The sequence below is a fragment of the Bacillus sp. BD59S genome, assembly GCF_007363175.1.
GTDB classification, from domain to species: domain Bacteria; phylum Bacillota; class Bacilli; order Bacillales; family Bacillaceae_G; genus Bacillus_A; species Bacillus_A pacificus.
This window is the reverse complement of the sequence record NZ_CP034686.1, coordinates 2,627,254-2,648,350: the sequence shown is the minus strand read 5'-3', so window position 1 is coordinate 2,648,350 and position 21,097 is coordinate 2,627,254. Positions and strand designations below refer to the sequence as shown.

The following is a 21,097-nucleotide window of genomic DNA, read 5'->3' as shown; positions in this document are numbered from 1 at the left end:
CAAGTAGAACAAATAATCATTTTCTCAAAAAATGTTCTGGATAAAGGCAGGTGACATTATGTGGAGAACGTACCTTTATTACAAGTAAAGAAAATGAGTAAGGCGTTTTTAAATCAACTTGTATTAAAAGAAGTGAACTTACAAGTAGAGCGTGGAGATATATACGCTTTAGTTGGGGGAAATGGTGCCGGAAAATCAACATTAATGAAAATATTAACGGGGTTATATTCGTATGATGATGGAGAAATGTATGTAAAAGGAACGAAGCAACAGTTTTCAAATTCGTCAGAAGCACACCGAAAAGGTATTTATTTAATACCGCAAGAACCGCTCATTTTTCCGCATATGACTATTGAAGAAAATATATGTATCGGGTTAAAAGAAAAGAAAAAGAAATTAAGAGTACAGATTCAGCAATTGATTAGCAGCTTAGGATGGGATATTGACCTTAATAAACTAGGAGGATCATTATCGATTGCGCAACAACAGTTGGTAGAAATTGTTAGAGGATTAATACGAGAAGCTGAGATTCTTATTCTAGATGAGCCAACATCGACATTAACAACTCACGAAATTAAGAGTCTTTTTGGGTTGATGAAAAGTTTACAAGAAAAAGGAATTGGGATGATTTATATTACACATCGCTTTCCAGAAATCTTTGAAATTGCTAACAAAGTAGCAATATTACGAGATGGAATGATTGTAAGTCAAGGAGATGTATGTGACTATACATATGACATGCTGATGGAGGGACTATTGCCAAAAGGGTATAAACAGAAAGAGAAAATAGAAGTAGTTCAAGAGACTACAAGGATGAAAAAAATATTAGAAGTGATTGATATAAATGGTCACGCATTCGAAAATATATCATTCACTGTACATGCTGGTGAGATTGTAGGTGTTGCTGGAATTATTGGATCGGGCAGAACGGAATTAGCAGAAGCGATTTTTGGATTGAAAATTATAAAATCAGGATCTATTTTATTAGATGGAAAATCAATTGATACATGCTCTTTGCATAAAAGACTAGACGAAGGACTAGTTTATGTGCCAGAGGATAGGGCGAGGAATGGAATTTTCTCAATTGCTTCTGTTAAAGAAAATATTGCAGCAGCAAGTTTACAGCAAAATAATCGCTTTTTTATAAATCAAGAAAAAGAAAGCGCTTTAGTTAATTCGTTTATAGAACAGTTCCGAATTGTTGTACAAAATATGAATAAAGAACTGGCATCTTTATCAGGAGGTAATCAGCAGAAGGTCGTGCTTGCGAAGTATCTCGCATGTGATCCTAAAATTATTATTCTTGATGAGCCGACTCGCGGAATTGATGCGAAAGCAAGGCTTGAAGTGTATGAGACGATAGAAAAAATGAAAAGGGAAGGACTCGCAATTTTATTAATCTCCTCAGATGTTGAAGAAATTGTTCAATTAGTAAATCGTGTATATGTAATGAGAAATGGACGATTTGTTTCTCATATGGAAAAAGAACAATTGAGTGTGAATGAAGTTACACGCCTTGCATACGGAGGTGTAGCGGAATGAAACGCATGCTAAAAATGCACGAAACGTCTATCATACTGTTACTACTAATGTATATAGCTATTGTAGGAATGATAAACCCTAGTTTTATTGAATTTAACTCGTTATCTTTAATGGTGAAATCAAGCGTTATTTTAGTCGTGCTAGCAATCGGCCAATCGTTCGTCTTATTTACAAAAAATATAGATGTATCAGTTGGTTCAAGCATGGGGTTAAGTGCAGCAGTTTGTGGGATGTTGTTAACGAATGAATATAATGCATTCTTGTCAATTCTTGCTGCTATTACACTTGGCGCTATTATCGGTTTCGTAAACGGGATTGGCGTTGCGAAGTTTCGTGTACCAGCCATTATTATGACTTTAGGAATGCTAGGAATTGTTAGAGGTACGATGTTAATTTTTACAGGCGGTAAGTGGATAGAAGATATTCCAAATGATTTTAAGCAGTTGTCATCTATCGTTATACTTAGTTTGCCGATAATTGTATGGGTTGTTCTTATTATTTTACTACTACTATACTTCTTTTTAAGGAAAGTGCCATTTGGAAGATACTTTTATGCGGTAGGTGATAATGAAGATGGCGCGAGACTTATTGGTATACCTGTTAATAAAGTGAAAATATATGCGTTTATGATTTCAGGCATAAGTGCTGCGTTCGCTGGTTGCATATTTGTTATGAATATCGGGTTCGTTCCAAATCAAACTGGTACAGGATTAGAATTACAAGTAATCGCAGCCGCTGTACTAGGAGGAATTCATTTAAAAGGAGGAACAGGATCTTTATTTGGAGCTGCATTAGGAGCATTATTTTTAGAAACAATAAGCAGTTCACTTGTCTTTTTAAAAATACCAGCATTTTGGAATAATGCTATTTCAGGTTTTTTATTATTACTTATCATCATATTGGATAGTGTTATGAAAAAGTGGAAGGCAGAAAGGAGGATGAATCTATGAAGTATATATACAGATGGGAAGGTGTTCTAATTGTATTACTTCTTATAGAATTCATTCTCTTTAGTTTGATAAATAGTGATTTCTTAAATATTAGTAATCTCCTTTTTAGTACAAATGATTTCCTATTTATTGCAATTGCGGCGATACCAATGACCTTTGTTATTGTAACAGGAGGAATTGATGTATCGGTCGGCTCAATAATGGGGCTCACTTCGATTTTGATCGGTGTACTTTGGATGCACGGAATACCTATGTTGTTTGCTGTCATAATCGCCCTAATAATTAGTTGCTTAGTTGGCGCTTTAAACGGAATTATTATAAAAATGACAGATGTAGAACCACTCATCGTTACACTCGGAACGATGTTTTTATACGGAGGAATTGCACTCGTCATTTCAGGAGGGGCAGGTGCTTCTGGGTATGAAGGGATAAGTGGTTTACCAGACGCATTTGTACAACTGGCAAGCGGTAGTTTTATAGGAATACCGAATTTATTATGGCTACTGATTGTATTAACAGTTGTATGTACTGTATTATTTCACCGAACGATATACGGGCGCCACGTAAAATTAACAGGTGCGAACGAAAATGCAGCAAAATACACCGGGATTAAAACGAAAAAAGTAGTCATCATCGCCTACATACTCTCCGGGTTAGGAGGTGGATTAGGAGGCGCTTTCTTAACTGCCTATTTCGGTTCCGCACGTGCTGATATGGGAAGTGAAACGATTTTACCAATCATTACAGCAGTCGTATTAGGCGGGACACTTATTACAGGGGGAAAAGGAAGCATTATCGGTACTGTACTGGCGAGTATTTTTATTGGGCTCATGCAGTATGGTTTGCAAATGACGGGTTTAACAAATGAACAATCCAACGTAGTAATTGGTATTATCCTTATTCTTTCAGTTATTATGAGACATTTCAAATTACATCAATTCACATTGGGGAAAAGAAAGAATTTGCATAAGGGGGAAATGTCATGAAGAGAAAACTAGGGGTTGTATTAATCGTATGCATTTGTTTAATCGGCTTTATCGCTTGTTCTAGTCAAACCGCAGATAAGAAAAAAGCTAATGATGTGAAATTTGTATTTATCCCAAAATTAACTGGGGTTGGCTTCTTTACATCAGGTGGTGAAGGAGCAAAAGAGATGGGGGATAAACTAGGCGTACAAGTGAAATATGATGGACCGTCTGAAGCGAGTGTTTCTGGGCAAGTAAAATATATAAACAATTTCATTAACCAAAACTACGATGCACTTATGGTTTCTTCTACCTCAGTTGATGGTTTATCGCAGTCACTGCAACGTGCTAAGAAAAAAGGCATGACGGTATTAACATGGGATTCTGATGTGAATCCGAAAGATCGTTCCTTTTATATAAGCCAAGGAACACCAGACCAACTTGCTAACTTATTAATTGAAATGACTTCCAAGCAAATTGGAGATAAAGGGAAAGTAGCATTTTTTTATTCTAGCCCAACAGTAACAGATCAAAACCAATGGGTAACGAAAGCGAAAGAAATTATTAAAAAGAAATATCCGAAATGGGAAATTGTAACGACGCAGTACGGTGAAAATAATGCGCAAAAGTCTTTGTCAGTAGGGGAGAACATATTAAAAACGTATCCGGATATTAACGCTATCATTTGTCCAGATGCAACGGCACTTCCGGCAATGGCGCAAGCAGCTGAAAACTTGAAAATGGATAAAAAAGTAGTGGTAACTGGATTTTCTACACCGAACGTTATGCGTGATTATGTAAAACGAGGAACAGTACAACAATTCGGATTATGGGATGTCAAACAACAAGGTGCACTTGCAACGTATGTAGCAAATGAAATTGTTGTAAAAGGGAAGAAGTTAAAAGTAGGGGATAGCTTTGAAGTAAAAGGCATTGGAAAAGTGAAAGTAGAGCCAAACTCCATTCAAGGATATGATTATGAGGCAGAAGGGAATGGAATTATCGTACTGCCAGAGCGAGTCGTATTTACGAAGGATAATATTGATAAATATAATTTCTAGTAACGAAAAAACGTCCGAATGTATCGGACGTTTTTATTTCTTCATTAATTATGAACCGTTTCTTTTTCATTTAATCCAAGGGTACGACCTGTAGAAGTGTGAAGGTCTTGGAATAATCTTGGATTCTCTGTTAATGAAATGCCGTAAGAAGGAATCATTTCTTTTATTTTTCCTTCCCATTCTACCATGCGGCTTGGGAAACATTTTTCTAATACTTCAAGCATAACATGAACGGCAGTAGAAGCACCCGGTGATGCACCTAGTAACGCCGCAATTGATCCATCAGCCGCACTAACAACTTCTGTACCAAATTGAAGTGTTCCTTTACCGCCAGCATCAGTATCTTTAATTACTTGTACACGCTGACCAGCAACTACAATATCCCAATCTTCACTTTTAGCGTTCGGAATGAATTCGCGTAATTCTTCCATACGTTTTTCGTGTGATAACATAACTTGCTGAATTAAGTATTTTGTTAGTCCCATTTCTTTTACACCAGCAGCTAACATCGTTAAGACGTTATTTGGTTTTACAGAACCAATTAAGTCAAGGTTTGAACCAGTTTTTAAGAATTTAGGTGAGAAGCCTGCGAATGGCCCAAACAGTAATGCTTTTTTGTTGTCTATATATCTCGTATCTAGATGAGGTACAGACATTGGCGGAGCGCCAACTTTAGCTTTACCGTACACTTTCGCATGATGCTGCTCTACAACTTTTTGGTTTTTACATACCATAAATAGTCCACTTACCGGGAAGCCACCGATATGTTTTGATTCAGGGATACCAGTTTTTTGAAGTAGAGGTAGGCTACCGCCACCGCCGCCAATAAAGACGAATTTAGCAGTGTGATGCTCAATTTTACCACTATTCATATCGTGTACTTTCACTTCCCACAAACCATTTTTCGTGCGTTTAATGTTTTCAACACTATGTTTGTAGTTTAGCTCGACATTTTTCGTTTTTAAGTAATCAAACAACATTCGTGTTAATGCACCGAAGTTAACATCTGTTCCAGAGTCAATTTTCGTTGCCGCCATAGGCTCATTAGATGTACGACCTTCCATAATGAGTGGAAGCCATTTTTTTAATGTTTCAGGAGAATCGGAAAACTCCATTCCTTGAAACAGTGGATTTTTTGAAAGCGCTTCAAAACGGTTTTTTAGAAACTCAACATTTTTTTCACCTTGTACTAAACTCATATGAGGTAGAGGCATAATAAAATCTTGTGGATTACGAATTAATTTGCTTTTTACAAGATATGCCCAAAATTGTCTTGAAAGCTGGAATTGTTCATTCACTTTTACAGCCTTACCAATATCTATAGATCCGTCAGATTTTTCGGAAGTATAGTTCAGTTCGCATAGTGCAGAATGCCCTGTACCTGCATTATTCCATTCATTAGAGCTTTCTTCCCCGGCACTAGCGAGTTTTTCAAAAACTTTAATTTCCCATTCTGGTGCTAATTCTTTTAGCAATGAGCCTAACGTTGCACTCATAATTCCTGCACCAATTAAGATAACGTCTGTTTTTTGCTGCATGTTGCTCATGATAATCTCTCCATCCCCTATATTGGCAAAAAAGAGTAGGTGTTTACTGTGTCTAAGCCGTAAAAAGAAAACACCGCCTAGGCCCCACCTAGGTATTTACCTTTTTTGTCTCAATTGTATAACCATCTCATACTCTATTATAATAATTAATAGACTAAAATATCTAGTGTTATCTGATAATTTTAAACTATTTAACGTTTTATTCGCCAAAAATCTTATTTAACAAGCTCTTTTAAGGTGATAAATAGAAAAAAATTACAGTTTGAAATTATCTCGAAAAAGCTTACGTATCCAAAAGCGGGTAGAAAGTATATCTTTTTATGGGATTTTTTGCTCTGTTTATTGTATGATTATTCTGAAATTTAAATGGAGGGATACACATGCGTACACAAGAACAAATCGCAAACTTATTTCGAAATTTTTCAATAAAGGAATGTAAAGGGTCAAGTGACTTATATGAATACTTAGCAATACAAATTGCTGAAGATGAGGAAGTACTTACACTATCTTCCTACGCTCAAGCAGGTCAACCAGTCCCAAACTTATTATTAGGTGCAGTACATTATTTATTATTAGCAGGGAAAGAACATCATTTAAAAACGTATTATAGTAGCTTAGTTGAACATGCTAATACAGATTTAGATCAAGCTTTTGGTCATTTTAAAGATTTCTGTAAAATGTACAGAGAGGAAATCATTACTTTATTACAAACGAAACTTGTTCAAACGAATGAAGTAAGACGATGTGCGTACTTATATCCAAGTTTCAGTTACATATTTAACAAAGTGAATAAACCGTTAGCGTTAATAGAAATTGGGACAAGTTCTGGATTACAACTATTTTGGGACCAATATAGCTATTCGTACGGTACAGATGAAACATACGGAAATATAAATTCGAATGTACATGTAACTTCTGAAATAAGAGGGGAGAATGTGCCTCAACTTTTAAAAGAAAGTCCACCTGTCGTAGAAAGAATCGGATTAGATTTACATGTAAATGATTTACATAGTAACGAAGATTATTTATGGCTACGTGCACTTGTTTGGCCAGAACATAAGGAAAGGCTTGAACTCTTTGACAAAGCTGCATCTTTAGTAAAAAATGAATCTGTTCAATTAGTAGAAGGAGACGGCGTGGACCTATTACCATCTATTATTGAACGAATAAGTAGCGATGCTGTTATCTGTATTTTCCATACACACGTCGCCAATCAAATACCTGAACAAGTAAAACGTAAGTTAGAAAAACAAATCCAAGAAATTGGCGCAAAACGTGATGTATTCCACCTGTATAACAACATGTGGGATCGTGACCTTCATATTGATTATTATATTAACGGAAACGAATATCGTGAAACGGTTGGAGAAACAGAAGGGCATGGGAGATGGTTTAGCTGGAAACTTGGGAATGAGACGCTTTGTTAATATTTGAGAAATTTTTATTTTCAAGAAATTAGATAATGAAATTCCAGAAAATGAAAGTAACTAGTTACTTTCATTTTTCTTTTGTGATAATATGTTAGTAATTACTTACTTACATATTGAATGGAGGAATAAAAATGGGGAAATTAACAGCACGAGAAAAAGTTATGGAAGCTGCTACGCTATTATTCGGAGAAAAGGGCTATACAGCGACAACAATTCGTGAAGTGGCAGAAAAAGCGGGAGTAAGCGAGTTAACGATATTTCGTAATTTTAAAAATAAGGAAAATCTTTTTAGGGAGAGTATTATTTTACGGACGACACCAGTGGCCTTGTTAGAGGAAATAGAAGAGCAATTTACTGGTGATTTACAAAAGGACCTTACGAAAGTGGCAGAAACATATATTCAAACCAATTTGCCAAAGCTGAACTATATTTGGGCTGCGTTAATAGAATCAAGACAAAATAGTGAAATGAAAACATTACTACATGAGTTAAATTCACATTTAGTGAATCACTTAGAAAAATATTTAAAGCAACTTGGGGAGGCGGGACACATTTCTCCTTGTAATTATCGTTTGATAGCGAACATGTTTTATGGACAACTGTTTTTATACATTATGAACGTTAGTATAACGGAAGAAAAAATTCAGTTAGAAGAATATATAGAGACGTGTGTAAATTTATTTATGAATGGAATTTCAAATAAAGAAAACGAATAGGGGTGAGAGAATTGCAGAATACATTTGCATTAATAGCTTTAATTGCAGGCTTTTTTATGGCAATTTTAGATTCAAATATTGTGAATATCGCATTACCAGAAATGACAAAGACATTTCATACGTCAATTGATACAATTTCATGGATTGCTAATAGTTATAATGTCGCCTTTGTATCGTGTTTATTAATTGCAGCACGTCTGGCTGACCAGTTTGGTCGCAAGAAGCTGTATATTATTGGTTTATTGGGGTTTTCTGTTAGTTCGTTTATGTGTGGTATAGCCACTTCTTTTCATACATTAGTAGCTTTTAGGATAATACAAGGAATTTCCGCCGCAGTTATCGTACCAGTTGCTATGCCATTAGGCCTTAATTTAGTACCGAAAGAGAAACAAGGTATGATAGGAGGCATCATGGGAGCTTTTGGGGGATTAGCAGCGGCAATTGGCCCTTCACTTGGAGGTGTTTTAACTGACAAATTAAATTGGAGTTGGGTGTTTTTTATTAATATACCAGTTGGTATTTTATCTTTCATCTTCGTGATTCTTTGTATTAAGGAATCGTATGATCATGCTGCAAGCTCAAAAATAGATTGGGCAGGTATGATGACTTCTGCATCTGCACTATGCTTACTCGTATATGCACTCATACAAGTAAATACAAATCATTTAAGCACGATAAGCTTAATACTTCTTTTTATACTCTCACTCATAGGCTTTATATTATTTTTTATTATTGAAAAGAAAACTGAAAATCCAATGTTGCCATTACAGTTATTCACAAATAAAGAGTTTTCAGTCTCGAATTTTTCTTTATTCTTTGTTGGAATGGGATTAATGAATTTTTTGTTTATACTTGCTTTTTATTTCGTTCAAGTAGGAGGTATGTCTGAATTGCAGTCAGGTTTAATAATTAGCACGCTAGCGATTGTTTCAATGATTGTTACAACAATAGTAACACCAATTGCAGCAAAGCGGGGAAGTTCATTAATAGGCAGTATAGGTCTACTAACATTTATCATAGCATCATATTTATTTAGTCAAATAGATTCCAACTTTACTACATGGGATTACCTTTGGCGATTAATGATTGTTGGGATTGGAACTGGCTGCACATTAGCACCGTATACAACAACGGCAGTTTTAAGTGTGCCTATTGAAAAGTCAGGTGTTGCTGCAAGTATATGTAATATTTCAAGAACAGTTGGAAGTATTGTTGGGGTAGCTATACTGGTGATGTTTCTGAATCATCAGTTGTTAGTTGAAAAAGAGAAGGTAAATAGAGAAGCAGTAACTGTAATTAAAAAAAGTGATTTGTCAAATTTAGAAAGGGAACAGGTATTGCAAGCCATAAATAAAAAACAACAGATAGTATTAAAAACAGATGAGGAGGGGAAGATTTACAAGCAACTAAAGGAAAAATATAAGCAAGGAATTATTCGTAGTTATAATTTAGTATTTTTAATGGGGAGTATTATATTTTTTATCCCTTTTACTTTTAATATAGGAAGAGTCATTATAAATAAAAAGAGAAGTAAAAGAGTTATATCTTATGCTTCATAATATTGTTATGTAAATAAAATAATATTTATACTAAACTGCTAAATAAACAATATAATATGCATGTTTATTTAGCAGTTTGAAAATAGTATTTAAATAATTAAAAAGGCGGAATACTTTGAGGGAAGTTAAAAACATTTTTTGGATCATATTTTGCTTTTACTTCCATTAATCGGTCAAAGTTGCAACTAAAGTATGCATCTGGCCAATTTTTAATGGATAGGTCAGGAGTATTAACATAGACACCTTTTGTAAATGGAAGCATTGCTAAGCGGAAGTCTTCAACCCATCGAATACTTCCACCAGCACCTTCTGGTTGCTCCCAAGTAGTGAATATTGACATGTTTGATAGTGCTTTTCGGTAAAAGTAAGCAGTTGCCTCATTTGGCACCTCAGCAACAGCACCGCCTAATCCATGGAAAAATACGGAGGTGGTGGAAAAGGGTGGTGTATTATTAATAAAGTGATCGATAATGGATAGTCCTTCTTCTGGTAATAGTTCATATACATACGGACCAACACTTTTAAATGGTAAAGGAGTTGCTGGTTGCTTCTCAGCTATTTTCGCTGCTGCTTCTGCCCAAGGAATTTCCTCGATAGTTACTTGGAAAGGTGAACCGGCTTTTAATAATGGCTGTAATAGCGTCTGCAATTCTTGAACAGAACCGAGAAAAACTCCTTGCATTAATAGAGATGGTTCTAATCCTGCAGACATGAATAGTGTAGTTGTAAGTCGTTTATCAGCGCAAGGTAGTGTGTATTCTTGCCAAGAGTTTAATACGGGTTTTAAATCTGATATCCCCCAGCTTATTTCTGCGAAGCCTACTGTATTAATTTTATGCGTTCGAAATTTGAATGAAGTACATATTCCAAAGTTTCCACCACCAGCACCTCGTGAAGCCCAAAAGAGATCAGAGTTACACTTTTTGTTCACACGTATTACACAGCCGTTTGCGTCTACCATTTCTAATTCAAGTAAATGATCAAGGGTTAATCCAAACGGACGAGAGAGTATGCTATGTCCACCCCCTAAAGTAACACCTGCAATACCTGGAGTAGGACAAACTCCGCTTGGCACAACTAATCCTTCAGCTGCAAGTGTTTCAGTTAAAGAAAGGTTCCTCCATCCAGTTCCGATTGTTACAGTTCCACTATCATGATCAATTTCTAATTGCTTCATTTCACTTACATCAATTACAAGGCCAGCGTTGCTAACGGATAATGCCTCATAATTATGACGTCCAGAGCGCATGCGCATAGGGACATTATGTAGCCTTGACCAGCGTACAGCGTTTACTACATCCTGCGTATTTTGAGCAAAAACAATGATTAACGGGAATTTGTTGAAGAAGGTGTTGAATTCCTCACGAGCGGAATTATAATCAGGACTATTAGGTGTAACGATACGACCAGTAAGTTCAATTTGTTGATTATTCATTTCAGATATCTCTCCTTGACGTGAAATATATAATGTGGAAATACAGAAAATAAAAAAGAACTGACAATACTTTATAAGTAAATGAATAAGGGAAGAGGATTATGCCAATAAAGAAAAGGCAGTGCTTCATATGTAGCACTGCCTTTTTGTAATTATATGTATGTACTCAAAATCTCCGCAGGTAATCTGTTTCTTCAAATTTAGTAAAATATAGCTGTTGCATAATATTCCTCCAAACCAATTTTCATTTGTTTTTCAGAAAAGAAAAAGAGGCGTTAAATCGTAATTTCAATTTGATTACCTTCAGGATCACTTATTACATTTTCGTAATAGCCATCTCCAGTGAAACGCGGTCCATTTAATAAAGAATAACCATCATCTTTTAATCTTGTAGTTAATTCATTTACACGTTCTTCATTACCGACAGAGAAAGCCATATGAGCATAGCCAATAATATTAAGGTTCGGCTCGTTTTCAATCCCTTTTTTACACATAAGTTCAAGTCTTGTTCCAGATTCGAACGTAATAAAATAAGATTCAAATTGTTTCGCTTCATTATGATATAAAGAGTTGGCTTTACCATTAAACTACTTTGTATAGAAAGTACGCATTTATTTTAAACTATTTACCCATATTGCAATATGTTCAATTTTCATAGTTTTCACCAGCCCTAACTTAACTGATTAGGCTGTCACTTTATAAAAATTATTTTTTTATTTCAAGAATTTTGATTTGGTGTTAAACACGACTATTAATTTTTGGTTGTTTATGCACATACAATGTGTAATTAAGTGAATGATCAACATAGTAATTACAGAAAAGGGTGAATAACACATATGAATCAATTTGAGCAAATGATGTACGTTGGTGTCATGATGTCTATTGTACTATCAGTAATGATTTTAGGGTCCTTATATTATAATCCCCGACTTTCGTTAACGGATTATCCGAAAGATATTCAAAAAGTAGTTTTTCCGAAATCGATTCATGAAAAAAAACAAACGATTTATTTTAATATTGCATATAACGCTATTCTTTTCGGTACTCCTTTCGTTTCTACATATATACTACATAAACATGAAAAATTATTATATATTGATGCCTACTTACATACTTTTGGTATTTTAATGATTTTCAATTTAGTAGATTTACTTATAATTGATTGGCTAATTTTTTGCTGGATTACTCCGAAATTTATTGTTATTCCTAGTACGGAAGGGATGAAGGGATATAAAGATTATAAGTTTCATTTAAGAGGGGCTATAGTCGCTACTCAATTTTTAGCAATCGTCAGTTTGTTTTTGGCGGGAATTGCGACAACTATATAGTGTGAAGAATGGTATAAAACGTTTATAGAAAATAAGGAAACTTATAATATATAGAATTAGAAATAAGAATTTGATAGTATTGGAGTAAGGAGTTTTAATAGCAGTATATTAAGTGGTACTAATATACTGTTGCAAATGCTTCCGTAAATTTATGGAAGTATTTGATAGAATTCAAAAAAATATAATGGAGGCTAATATGAAAAAAGTAATTGGCGCAGCAACAGCAACAGTTTTTGGATTGGGAGCTTTTACTACAACTGCTACCGCAGAAACGATCGTAACAGCAGATGTACTCAACGTACGTGAAAAACCGACTACGGAATCAAAAGTTGTCGAAAAAGTAAAAAACGGAGAGGCATTAAAAGTCATAAATACTGAAGATGGCTGGTCAAAAATTGAGTTGAATGGTAAAGAAGTATTTGTAAGCTCGGAGTTTACGAAAGATATTTACCATGTAACAGCAGATTTATTAAATGTACGTTCTGAATCAAACACGGAATCAGAAATTCTTGGCAGACTGAAAAAAGATGATGTAATTGAATCAACGCACCAAGTAAAAGACGGATGGCTACAATTTGAGTATAAAGGAAAAACAGCATATGCAAATGTTGCTTTCTTATCAAGTACAGCACCAGTTGAAAAAAAGGCTGACGAGAAAACGAAGCAAGTAGCGAAAGTACAAAAAACGGTTAAAGCTAAGGAAGAAGCTAAAACACAGAAGATAACAAAAGCAAAAGAAACAATTAAACTTAAGGAAGAAGCGAAAGTCCAAGAAGTAGCAAAGCCTAAGGAAGAAGTGAAAGTCCAAGAAGTAGCAAAGCCTAAGGAAGAAGTGAAAGTCCAAGAAGTAGCCAAGCCTAAGGAAGAAGTGAAAGTCCAAGAAGTAGCCAAGCCTAAGGAAGAAGCGAAAATCCAAGAAGTAGCAAAGCCTAAGGAAGAAGTGAAAGTCCAAGAAGTAGCCAAGCCTAAGGAAGAAGCGAAAATCCAAGAAGTAGCAAAGCCTAAGGAAGAAGTGAAAGTCCAAGAAGTAGCAAAGCCTAAGGAAGAAGTGAAAGTCCAAGAAATAGCCAAGGCTAAGGAAGAAGCAAAAGCACAAGAAATAGCCAAAGCTAGGGAAGAGGCAAAAGTCCAAGAAATAGCCAAGGCTAAGGAAGAAGCAAAAGCACAAGAAATAGCCAAAGCTAGGGAAGAGGCAAAAGTCCAAGAAATAGCCAAGGCTAAGGAAGAAGCGAAAGCACAAGAAATAGCCAAAGCTAGGGAAGAAGCGAAAGCACAGGAAATAGCCAAGGCTAAGGAAGAAGCGAAAGCACGAGAAATAGCCAAGGCTAAGGAAGAAGCAATAAAGGCAAAAGAAGAGTCTAAAAATAACACACAGTCCGTTAAACGTGAATTAACGGTGGTGGCGACAGCATATACTGCTGATCCAAGTGAAAATGGTACATATGGTGGACGCGTTTTAACTGCGATGGGGCATGATTTAACGGCTAATCCGAATATGAGAATTATCGCAGTTGATCCGAAAGTAATCCCATTAGGATCTAAAGTATGGGTAGAAGGTTATGGAGAAGCAATCGCTGGAGATACCGGAAGTGCAATTAAAGGTAATCGCATTGATGTATTAATGGGTTCAAAAAGTAAAGCGATGAATTGGGGAAGACAAACTGTTAAAGTGAAGATTCTATAATAAATCTAGAATATAACATAATGAAAATAAGACTGACATATTCTGTCGGTCTTATTTTCGTACCAAGACAGCATTAAGAATTGCATCAAATATATCTTTTTGCGTGAAGTTATCTGTAAAAATAGTTTCCTTAGCAACTTCAATTGTATCATGAGGATTATACCATTTTTGTAAGGAATCCTCACCAAATTCATGCCGCTTTTCTCTTGTGTTATGTCGTCGAATAGTTTCTTTTAACGATAAATCAAAGTAATATGTATACGCGTTTCCTTCAAAATAATGTATTAATTCTTTTAACATTTCACCGTATCTTCGACTGTTTAAAATACCTTCTAAAATAACAAATTCACATTTTCCTTTTCCGTACTTTGTAATTTCAAATAGTAAATCATGTGATAAATTACCCATCGTGTCGTGTACTCTAAGCATATCTCTACGTACAACATCCTGTGATACCAAAAGTGTACCTTGTCCGAAATATTTTTGTAGTTGCTTTGCGATTGTTGTTTTACCGCTTGCGGAGTTTCCTCTAAGGATGATTAAAGTTGATTTAAGTATAGGATTAGACATAATATATTCCCCCAACGTGAATGATTATATAGAAAATTTTAACAAATAAAGTGGGGGAAGTGTATAATCAATATGTTGGAAATATAAAGGAGGCAGCTAAATGAGAGAGAAATTAAAAAAGCACAACCTATATGGAAACGAACATGGTTTCGCTATCTAGGGGTATTTTTAATTGTGCAATTACTATTTATTATTTGTGAAATGACTGCATGGGCACCAAACTTTAAACCTAGTGGAGAGTATTTAAATAAAATTTTACATTCTCAATTTTTCACGGAATGGTTCACGCCATATAAAATCCCTCATTTTAATTTGTTTACAGCTCTTTTTGCGATTACATTGTTACCATACGCACTAATAGGGGCGATGAAAGATTTCACAGCAAGAAAAAATATAAATAATTAAAAAGAGGTGCTATATGCTATTTCAAAAAGATAATGTATCGGTTAGGTACGTAATAGAAGAGGATGCACCAATCATTTCAAAATGGTTAACAGACCAAGAAGTACTGGAGTATTACGAAGGAAGAGATAATCAGCAATCAGTAGAAATGGTACTGGATCATTTTATACATAATCCAAATAGTCATGAAAAAAGATGTTTAATAGAGTTTGAGGATGTGCCAATTGGTTATATTCAAATGTACCCAATTGATTCTGAGTGGAAAACATTATATGGCTATGAAGCGTCACAAAATGTATGGGGAATGGATCAATTTATCGGAGAGCCAACTTATTGGGGAAAAGGAATTGGAACAAAACTTGTTAAGGCAGCAATTACATACATTTTGAGTGAAATGGGAGCAGCAGCAATCGCAATGGACCCGAAAGTAAATAATGAACGTGCAATAAAGTGTTATGAAAAATGCGGATTTAAAAAGGTGAAGATTTTAAAGGAACACGAACTGCATGAAGGGGTATTAGAAGATTGTTGGATGATGGAATATAAACGTATAGAGGATAGGTGATAAAAGTGAAGGCGCTACTTGTATTAGATATGCAGAAGGGAATTTTAGAATGTAAGGATTTTTCTATTGAAAAAGAGTTAATTGCAAATGTTTTAAAACAATTTAAAGCGGAGAATGAACCTATTATTTTCTTAAAACACAGAGATCATAATCCAGAAAGTACGTTGTATTATGAATCAACTGGAAGTGAATTGGTAGAAGAATTTACTGGGTTTGCGGATTATATAGCTGAGAAGACGACACCTAGTGCGTTTAAAGATACAAGTGTTGAAGAAATATTAACGAAACATAAAGTTGATCATGTTGTTATCGTTGGATTTAATACGGAATTTTGTTGTTTATTTACAAGTATCGCTGCTTTTGAAAAAGGATATAAAGTTACAGTTATTGAAGATGCGACGGGAACGGCTAATGATGAAGAAGTATATGAAATGCCTGGGCTAGATATAAAGGACTTCGTCGGATCAATCTTGAATTGGTCCAGTGTAATTGAAGTACTATATTATGATGAATATGTAGAGGCCTATACAAACAAAGGGAGCTATGCGAAATGAAAACAGCATTAATTGTAATCGATGTGCAAACGGGAATGTATACAGTAGGAATGCCTGTACATAATGGGGAAAAGTTTTTACAAACATTACAAGAGCTTATTGGGGAATGCCGTTTAAATGATATACCGGTTATTTATGTACAACATAACGGACCGAAAGATCATCCTTTGGAAAAAGGTACAGATGGTTGGAAAATTCATGTGGCAATTGCTCCGCAAGATGGTGACAGTATCGTTGAAAAGACGACGCCAGATTCATTCCATAAAACCAATTTAAACGAAGTATTACGAGAAAAAGGAATTGAGCACGTTATTATTTCAGGTATGCAAACGCAATACTGTGTGGATACGACAACACGCCGAGCGTGTAGTGAAGGGTATAAAGTAACGTTAGTGAGTGATGCACATAGTACGTTTGATACAGAAGTATTACGTGCTGAAGACATTGTGAAGCATCATAACGTAGTGTTTGGAGCGTTTGCTAATGTTGTTGCGTTAAAAGATTTGATAGTGACTGCCTCTAAATAAGAGGCAGTTTTTTATTAGAAGAAACCGTTTCAAAAAATGTCGGTAAGTCGATATAATTTCACATACCATATTGAAAACAAAAAAGGAGCACCACATAATTAAAAAGGGCGCTCCTGCATCAAAATATTACTTCTTCTTATCTTTATCCAATATATTCTGTTCTTCCGCAAACTCCGTACCATATGCGAAGCGACGATTAATACGAATATTATCGTTGTGGTGCCTTGTGTGAGAGCCAGAGAAACGATGAACGATTACTTCAGATAATGTAAAGACAATCGCGGAAAGGAAACTGCCCCAGGCAATTTGCATGTAATTGTCTAATAAAATATTACCGAAAATCCATACGCTTAAATATGTTAGTAAGAAATCCGACATAATGGCACCGGTATTGCCGATTCGATTTAATATGATTTTATCAACGAACATATAAGATACGATTGTTACAAAGAGACTAAATGAAATAATTTGGACGAACGTTGCAGGGAAAAATAAAGCGAGTCCAATACTAAATGCGATAATGCACGATATAAACTTGATGAGCACTACAGTAAAACCATTCAATATATACACCTCCGATTTATACATAGTTTTACAATAAATTTAGAAGTTCATACATTGTAACGAGTATATTTACATAAAACTTTTCCACGTTCGTTTTTTGTCTAAATATTAAAAAAACAAAGAAAAAATGTTATAGTAAAATGAGAGTATATGACATTTTTAGGTAAGGGGGAATCCTGGGTGTGGATTACTTCAGAAGTAGAAATTCCAGACGAGTTAATTGATCATCTTGAACAAGGAAAGTTAGTATTATTTGTTGGAGCGGGAGTTTCTATGAAAGGGAAATCAAACTTACCGAATTTTGATGATCTTGTTGATGAAATTGCGAAAAAGTTATATGTAGAAAAACGTGAAATAACAGAACCACATGATTATTATCTTGGTAAAATTGCGAAATCAAAAGATGTACATCAAGTTGCAAGAGATCTAGTTCATATAGAAAAGTCAAAACCGAATCCGCTTCATTATGCAATTCCGAGGTTGTTTCCTTTAGACACGGAAGTTCGTATTGTAACGACAAATTTTGATCGACATTTTACAACTGCGATAAAAGAAATGAATAGAGAATTAAACGTATATTACGCACCTGCGTTACCTACAGGTAGAGCGTTTAAAGGACTCGCTTACATACATGGCAATATAGAACAAGAGAAAGAAGCATTAATTTTAACAGATGGTGATTTTGGAAGGGCTTACTTGACGGAAGGATGGGCGAGAAGATTTTTAGTTGATTTATTCTCGAATTATACCGTTTTGTTCGTTGGATATAGCCATAATGATCCAGTAATGAAATATTTAGCAACTGGTTTACCACCAAGTACAAGGCGTTATGCATTTGTCGCACAAGGAGAAAATACATATCATTGGGAGCATTTAGGAATACGGCCGATTGTATATCCGAATAAAGGTAATAATCATCAGTCTCTCGTTAAAGCAGTAAAACGATGGGCGGAGTTAATGGGTGATAATTATATTACGAAACGAATGCGCATTCGTGACATAGTAACAGTTCCACCTTCTGTAGAGCAGGAACAATTATCATACATAAAACAATCCATTAAAAAAATTGAAACAGTCCGCTACTTCGTTGAATTTGCTCATGATTATGAATGGGTGGAATGGCTTGAAGCGGAAGGAAAATTACAAAATTTATTTTTAATTACATCAAACTATAACGAGGTAGATGAGTTACTTGCAAAATGGTTAGTGGAACAATTTCTTTTTAGTCACCAGAAAGAATTATTTCAATTAATTTTTAAAAATCAATCTAAACTATCTCCGTTATTATGGAGAACAATTTGTAGTTACTTAAGTGAGACGAAAATCGAGATGGACCCACTGTTGTTTGCACGGTGGACACTGCTTTTGTTAGAAACAGCTGAAAAAGATAGTAAATCGATTGAAACAATTTCTTACTTACTGCAAAAATGTTCTTTTCCTGAGCATAAAGAAATTGCTTTATTGTTATTAACGTTTATTTTGGACGGAAAACTTAAGTTGAAGCGTGAAAGAAAGTGGGGAAATGATACGCAAGAATCAATAGAACTTGAGGAGTCGAGTCGTTTACCCGTGTCTACATTTTCTTATGTGGAGCAAATTTGGAATGAAAAGATGAAACCGCATATTTCTTATTACGCCGTTCCAATTATGATGATGGGAATAGAGAAGTTGCGGATGCTATCACTAAGGCAAACGGCACTAAAAAAAAGGGATAAGGAAAATGTGGAAAAAGAGTTTCAGCAAAATGATCTTGCATTTTTAATTCAAATTGTAAAAGAATGTTTAGCGTATCTATGTGAAAACAATGAGAAAAAAGCAAATTATTATATTACAGAAATGATAGAAGCAAACAGCATACTTCAAAACCGAATTGCAATTGATGCGATGAATAAAAATATATTTGTTAGCGCTGATGAGAAAATAAAATGGTTGTTACAGGAAGGGATTCTTTTAGATGTCACGTATAAACACGAAGTTTTTCACCTTATAAAAAATCATTTCGCATCTTCTTTAGAAAAAACAAAAGAAGAAGTCATTCAAATTGTACTGAAGGATCTTGCAGAGGAGAGGGCATTTGATGTTTGTTTCGTTTTAGATTTGTTATTCAATTGTGATAAAAATAGTCCATCTACAGCAAAAGGTTATGAGTTAATGAAGCAAAAACATCCTCACTTTCATTCTGATCGATATAGTGTACAAAAGAAAGAGGCTGCAGAACAAAGTATTACTTGTAATGTAACTGCTGATGGGTTATTGCAGCTAAAAGATGAGGAAATTATGAAACGAGTTCGCCAATTTTCTCAAGACGGTGTGTTTGAACAACGTCATTTTTTAGAGATGTTATCGAAAGCATGTAAACTGAATACAGAATGGAGTATTTCATTTGCTTATCAATTAGTGGGTATGCATGAAATAAGTAATGAAGTTTGGTTTGTTTGTATTAGAGAGTGGCGAAATAACCGAGGACTGACAAATGAACAAATACAAAAAGTTATTCCTTTGTTGCAGAAATTTGTTAGAAATACTGCTTTTCATTGGTTAATTAGTAGTTTTCTATATGAAATTAGTAATCGATTAGAAGAGTTAGAGGAAAATAGTATACGCAATGTAAAGCGGTTTGCTTTTTCCGTATTCCCTCAAGTCATGAAAAGTGACACGGATTTTAAGCTGGCAAAACAAGATTTTTACAATGAATCAATTCAGCATCCTGTTGGGAAAATGACAGCAGTATTATTAAAACTGTTATCATATGATCATTTATACGATCGTAATGTGTATGAATATTTATTTTTGTTTGAAGAACAAGTAAGAATTAGTACAGAACGGACAAATTTTATGTTAGCGCGTTTAGTAGCAGATATTACATTTCTTTATCATATTGAGAAGCAATGGTGCCGAAAATATTTGTTACCGTACTTAGAGTTAAAGAAGGAAAATGAGATTACGAAATATGCATGGGCCGGCTTATGTTACACACAAATCAATTTACCTTTATTTACAGAAATGAAGAGATTTATTAAGTATGCCGTAGAACATTTGGAAGTATTACATCCGCATACGAGGGAAGCTTTCTTAAAATGGCTCAGTTTTGTATTTATTAAATGTGTCCTGTACTGGGAGCAAAAAACAGACTGGTTATACCCTTTACTGATACGAGAAAATGAAGAAAATAAAATTAAATTTATGCAGTTTTTATGCTATTACGTCAAAACGTTAAGCGCAAAAGAGCAACAAAAATTTTGGGAAGCTTGGCTCAGTATATTTTTGCGAGAACGAACGAAAATGGGTGAAATCACAGCTAGAGAATATGTAATGCTTTTACGTATTATTTTATTTATGGATGAAATAGTAGAAAGAGGTTTATCGATAATTTGTACATCACTTTCGGACGTAAGTGGAAAGGGAAATCAAACGGAGTTAAAACAGTTATTTAATGAAATACTTGAAAAGACAGAGAGTATAAAGATGTATAAAGAGTTGTATGCACACGTGTTTTTCACTTTACTGCAAACGCTTCAGGAAGCGGATTTACTTGAAACGGAAATCATTGAAATAAAAGAATTATTAATCGGGTATAGAGTAGAAAAATGTGTAATAAATGCAATAGATAATGAGATAATTCGCATCGGAATTGTTATGGAGAATTTACAAGAAGAAATGTAGGGCGAAAGTGGAATTTTAAAAAATATATAAAAAGT

18 protein-coding genes and 1 pseudogene are annotated in these 21,097 nt (G+C 34.7%); 14 read left to right on the top strand and 5 right to left on the bottom strand.

The genetic code is table 11. From position 1 onward, the window contains the following. Positions 1-60: 60 nt before the first annotated feature. The 4 genes from EKQ63_RS15755 to lsrB are packed head-to-tail and all read left to right on the top strand — an operon-like array spanning position 61 to position 4,518. Positions 61-1,542, top strand: a complete 1,482-nt coding sequence (locus EKQ63_RS15755) for a sugar ABC transporter ATP-binding protein (protein ID WP_140168753.1) — start codon at positions 61-63, stop codon at positions 1,540-1,542. Then, a complete protein-coding gene (locus EKQ63_RS15750) occupies positions 1,539-2,492 on the top strand; it encodes an ABC transporter permease subunit (RefSeq protein WP_088328212.1) in 954 nt (317 codons plus the stop codon). The genes EKQ63_RS15755 and EKQ63_RS15750 overlap by 4 nt, the downstream gene beginning before the upstream one ends. Further along, positions 2,489-3,478 (top strand): ABC transporter permease, encoded by a 990-nt coding sequence (locus tag EKQ63_RS15745; RefSeq protein ID WP_143881241.1) that lies wholly within the window; start codon positions 2,489-2,491, stop codon positions 3,476-3,478. The genes EKQ63_RS15750 and EKQ63_RS15745 overlap by 4 nt, the downstream gene beginning before the upstream one ends. After that, complete coding sequence (gene lsrB, locus EKQ63_RS15740) at positions 3,475-4,518, top strand: autoinducer 2 ABC transporter substrate-binding protein LsrB (RefSeq protein ID WP_087953324.1); 1,044 nt, start codon at positions 3,475-3,477, stop codon at positions 4,516-4,518. The genes EKQ63_RS15745 and lsrB overlap by 4 nt, the downstream gene beginning before the upstream one ends. A 44-nt stretch (positions 4,519-4,562) precedes the next feature. On the opposite strand, the gene EKQ63_RS15735 is transcribed toward lsrB, so the two are convergent. Continuing rightward, positions 4,563-6,065, bottom strand: a complete 1,503-nt coding sequence (locus EKQ63_RS15735; protein WP_071725802.1) for a malate:quinone oxidoreductase — start codon at positions 6,063-6,065, stop codon at positions 4,563-4,565. A gap of 380 nt (positions 6,066-6,445) precedes the next feature. Between EKQ63_RS15735 and EKQ63_RS15730 the strand changes: the two genes are divergently transcribed. From EKQ63_RS15730 to EKQ63_RS15720, 3 genes are all read left to right on the top strand, one after another. Next, positions 6,446-7,492, top strand: a complete 1,047-nt coding sequence (locus EKQ63_RS15730; protein WP_062822663.1) for a DUF2332 domain-containing protein — start codon at positions 6,446-6,448, stop codon at positions 7,490-7,492. Between the two features lie 134 nt (positions 7,493-7,626). Next, positions 7,627-8,211, top strand: a complete 585-nt coding sequence (locus EKQ63_RS15725) for a TetR/AcrR family transcriptional regulator (protein WP_062822664.1) — start codon at positions 7,627-7,629, stop codon at positions 8,209-8,211. 11 nt (positions 8,212-8,222) lie between these two features. Next, the gene (locus EKQ63_RS15720) at positions 8,223-9,770 is read left to right on the top strand and encodes an MFS transporter (RefSeq protein WP_087953325.1); all 1,548 of its coding nucleotides are present in this window, start codon (positions 8,223-8,225) and stop codon (positions 9,768-9,770) included. A gap of 97 nt (positions 9,771-9,867) precedes the next feature. Here the strand turns inward: EKQ63_RS15720 and EKQ63_RS15715 are convergent, their stop codons facing one another. Further along, complete coding sequence (locus EKQ63_RS15715) at positions 9,868-11,205, bottom strand: FAD-binding oxidoreductase (RefSeq protein WP_087953326.1); 1,338 nt, start codon at positions 11,203-11,205, stop codon at positions 9,868-9,870. 275 nt (positions 11,206-11,480) lie between these two features. Further along, positions 11,481-11,816, bottom strand: a pseudogene (locus EKQ63_RS15710) (VOC family protein). A gap of 225 nt (positions 11,817-12,041) precedes the next feature. On the opposite strand from EKQ63_RS15710, the gene EKQ63_RS15705 reads away from it, so the two are divergent. Together EKQ63_RS15705 and entB are read left to right on the top strand one after the other, a co-directional pair. Next, positions 12,042-12,533: a nitroreductase gene (locus EKQ63_RS15705; RefSeq protein ID WP_140168755.1), complete on the top strand. Its 492-nt coding sequence runs from the start codon at positions 12,042-12,044 to the stop codon at positions 12,531-12,533. A 196-nt stretch (positions 12,534-12,729) separates the two neighbouring features. After that, on the top strand, positions 12,730-14,217 hold the full coding sequence (gene entB / locus EKQ63_RS15700) for a cell wall-binding protein EntB (protein WP_143881240.1): 1,488 nt from the start codon (positions 12,730-12,732) through the stop codon (positions 14,215-14,217). Between the two features lie 51 nt (positions 14,218-14,268). On the opposite strand, the gene EKQ63_RS15695 is transcribed toward entB, so the two are convergent. After that, complete coding sequence (locus tag EKQ63_RS15695; protein ID WP_087953329.1) at positions 14,269-14,787, bottom strand: kinase; 519 nt, start codon at positions 14,785-14,787, stop codon at positions 14,269-14,271. 111 nt (positions 14,788-14,898) lie between these two features. Here EKQ63_RS15695 and EKQ63_RS15690 point away from each other — a divergent pair, with 111 nt between their 5' ends. The 4 genes from EKQ63_RS15690 to EKQ63_RS15675 are packed head-to-tail and all read left to right on the top strand — an operon-like array spanning position 14,899 to position 16,835. After that, a complete protein-coding gene (locus EKQ63_RS15690; protein ID WP_088328272.1) occupies positions 14,899-15,192 on the top strand; it encodes a YfzA family protein in 294 nt (97 codons plus the stop codon). Positions 15,193-15,205: 13 nt separating this feature from the next. Next, complete coding sequence (locus EKQ63_RS15685; protein WP_087953331.1) at positions 15,206-15,754, top strand: GNAT family N-acetyltransferase; 549 nt, start codon at positions 15,206-15,208, stop codon at positions 15,752-15,754. A gap of 5 nt (positions 15,755-15,759) precedes the next feature. After that, on the top strand, positions 15,760-16,308 hold the full coding sequence (locus EKQ63_RS15680; RefSeq protein ID WP_087953332.1) for an isochorismatase family protein: 549 nt from the start codon (positions 15,760-15,762) through the stop codon (positions 16,306-16,308). Further along, positions 16,305-16,835, top strand: a complete 531-nt coding sequence (locus EKQ63_RS15675) for a cysteine hydrolase family protein (RefSeq protein WP_087953333.1) — start codon at positions 16,305-16,307, stop codon at positions 16,833-16,835. The genes EKQ63_RS15680 and EKQ63_RS15675 overlap by 4 nt, the downstream gene beginning before the upstream one ends. 126 nt (positions 16,836-16,961) lie before the next feature. Here the strand turns inward: EKQ63_RS15675 and EKQ63_RS15670 are convergent, their stop codons facing one another. Then, entirely contained in the window at positions 16,962-17,399 is a 438-nt protein-coding gene (locus EKQ63_RS15670) for a YndM family protein (RefSeq protein ID WP_087953334.1), read from the bottom strand. A 150-nt stretch (positions 17,400-17,549) separates the two neighbouring features. Here EKQ63_RS15670 and EKQ63_RS15665 point away from each other — a divergent pair, with 150 nt between their 5' ends. After that, positions 17,550-21,062 carry a DUF4020 domain-containing protein gene (locus tag EKQ63_RS15665; protein WP_143881239.1) on the top strand — a complete coding sequence of 1,171 codons (3,513 nt, stop codon included), beginning with the start codon at positions 17,550-17,552 and terminating at the stop codon, positions 21,060-21,062. Positions 21,063-21,097: the final 35 nt, after the last annotated feature.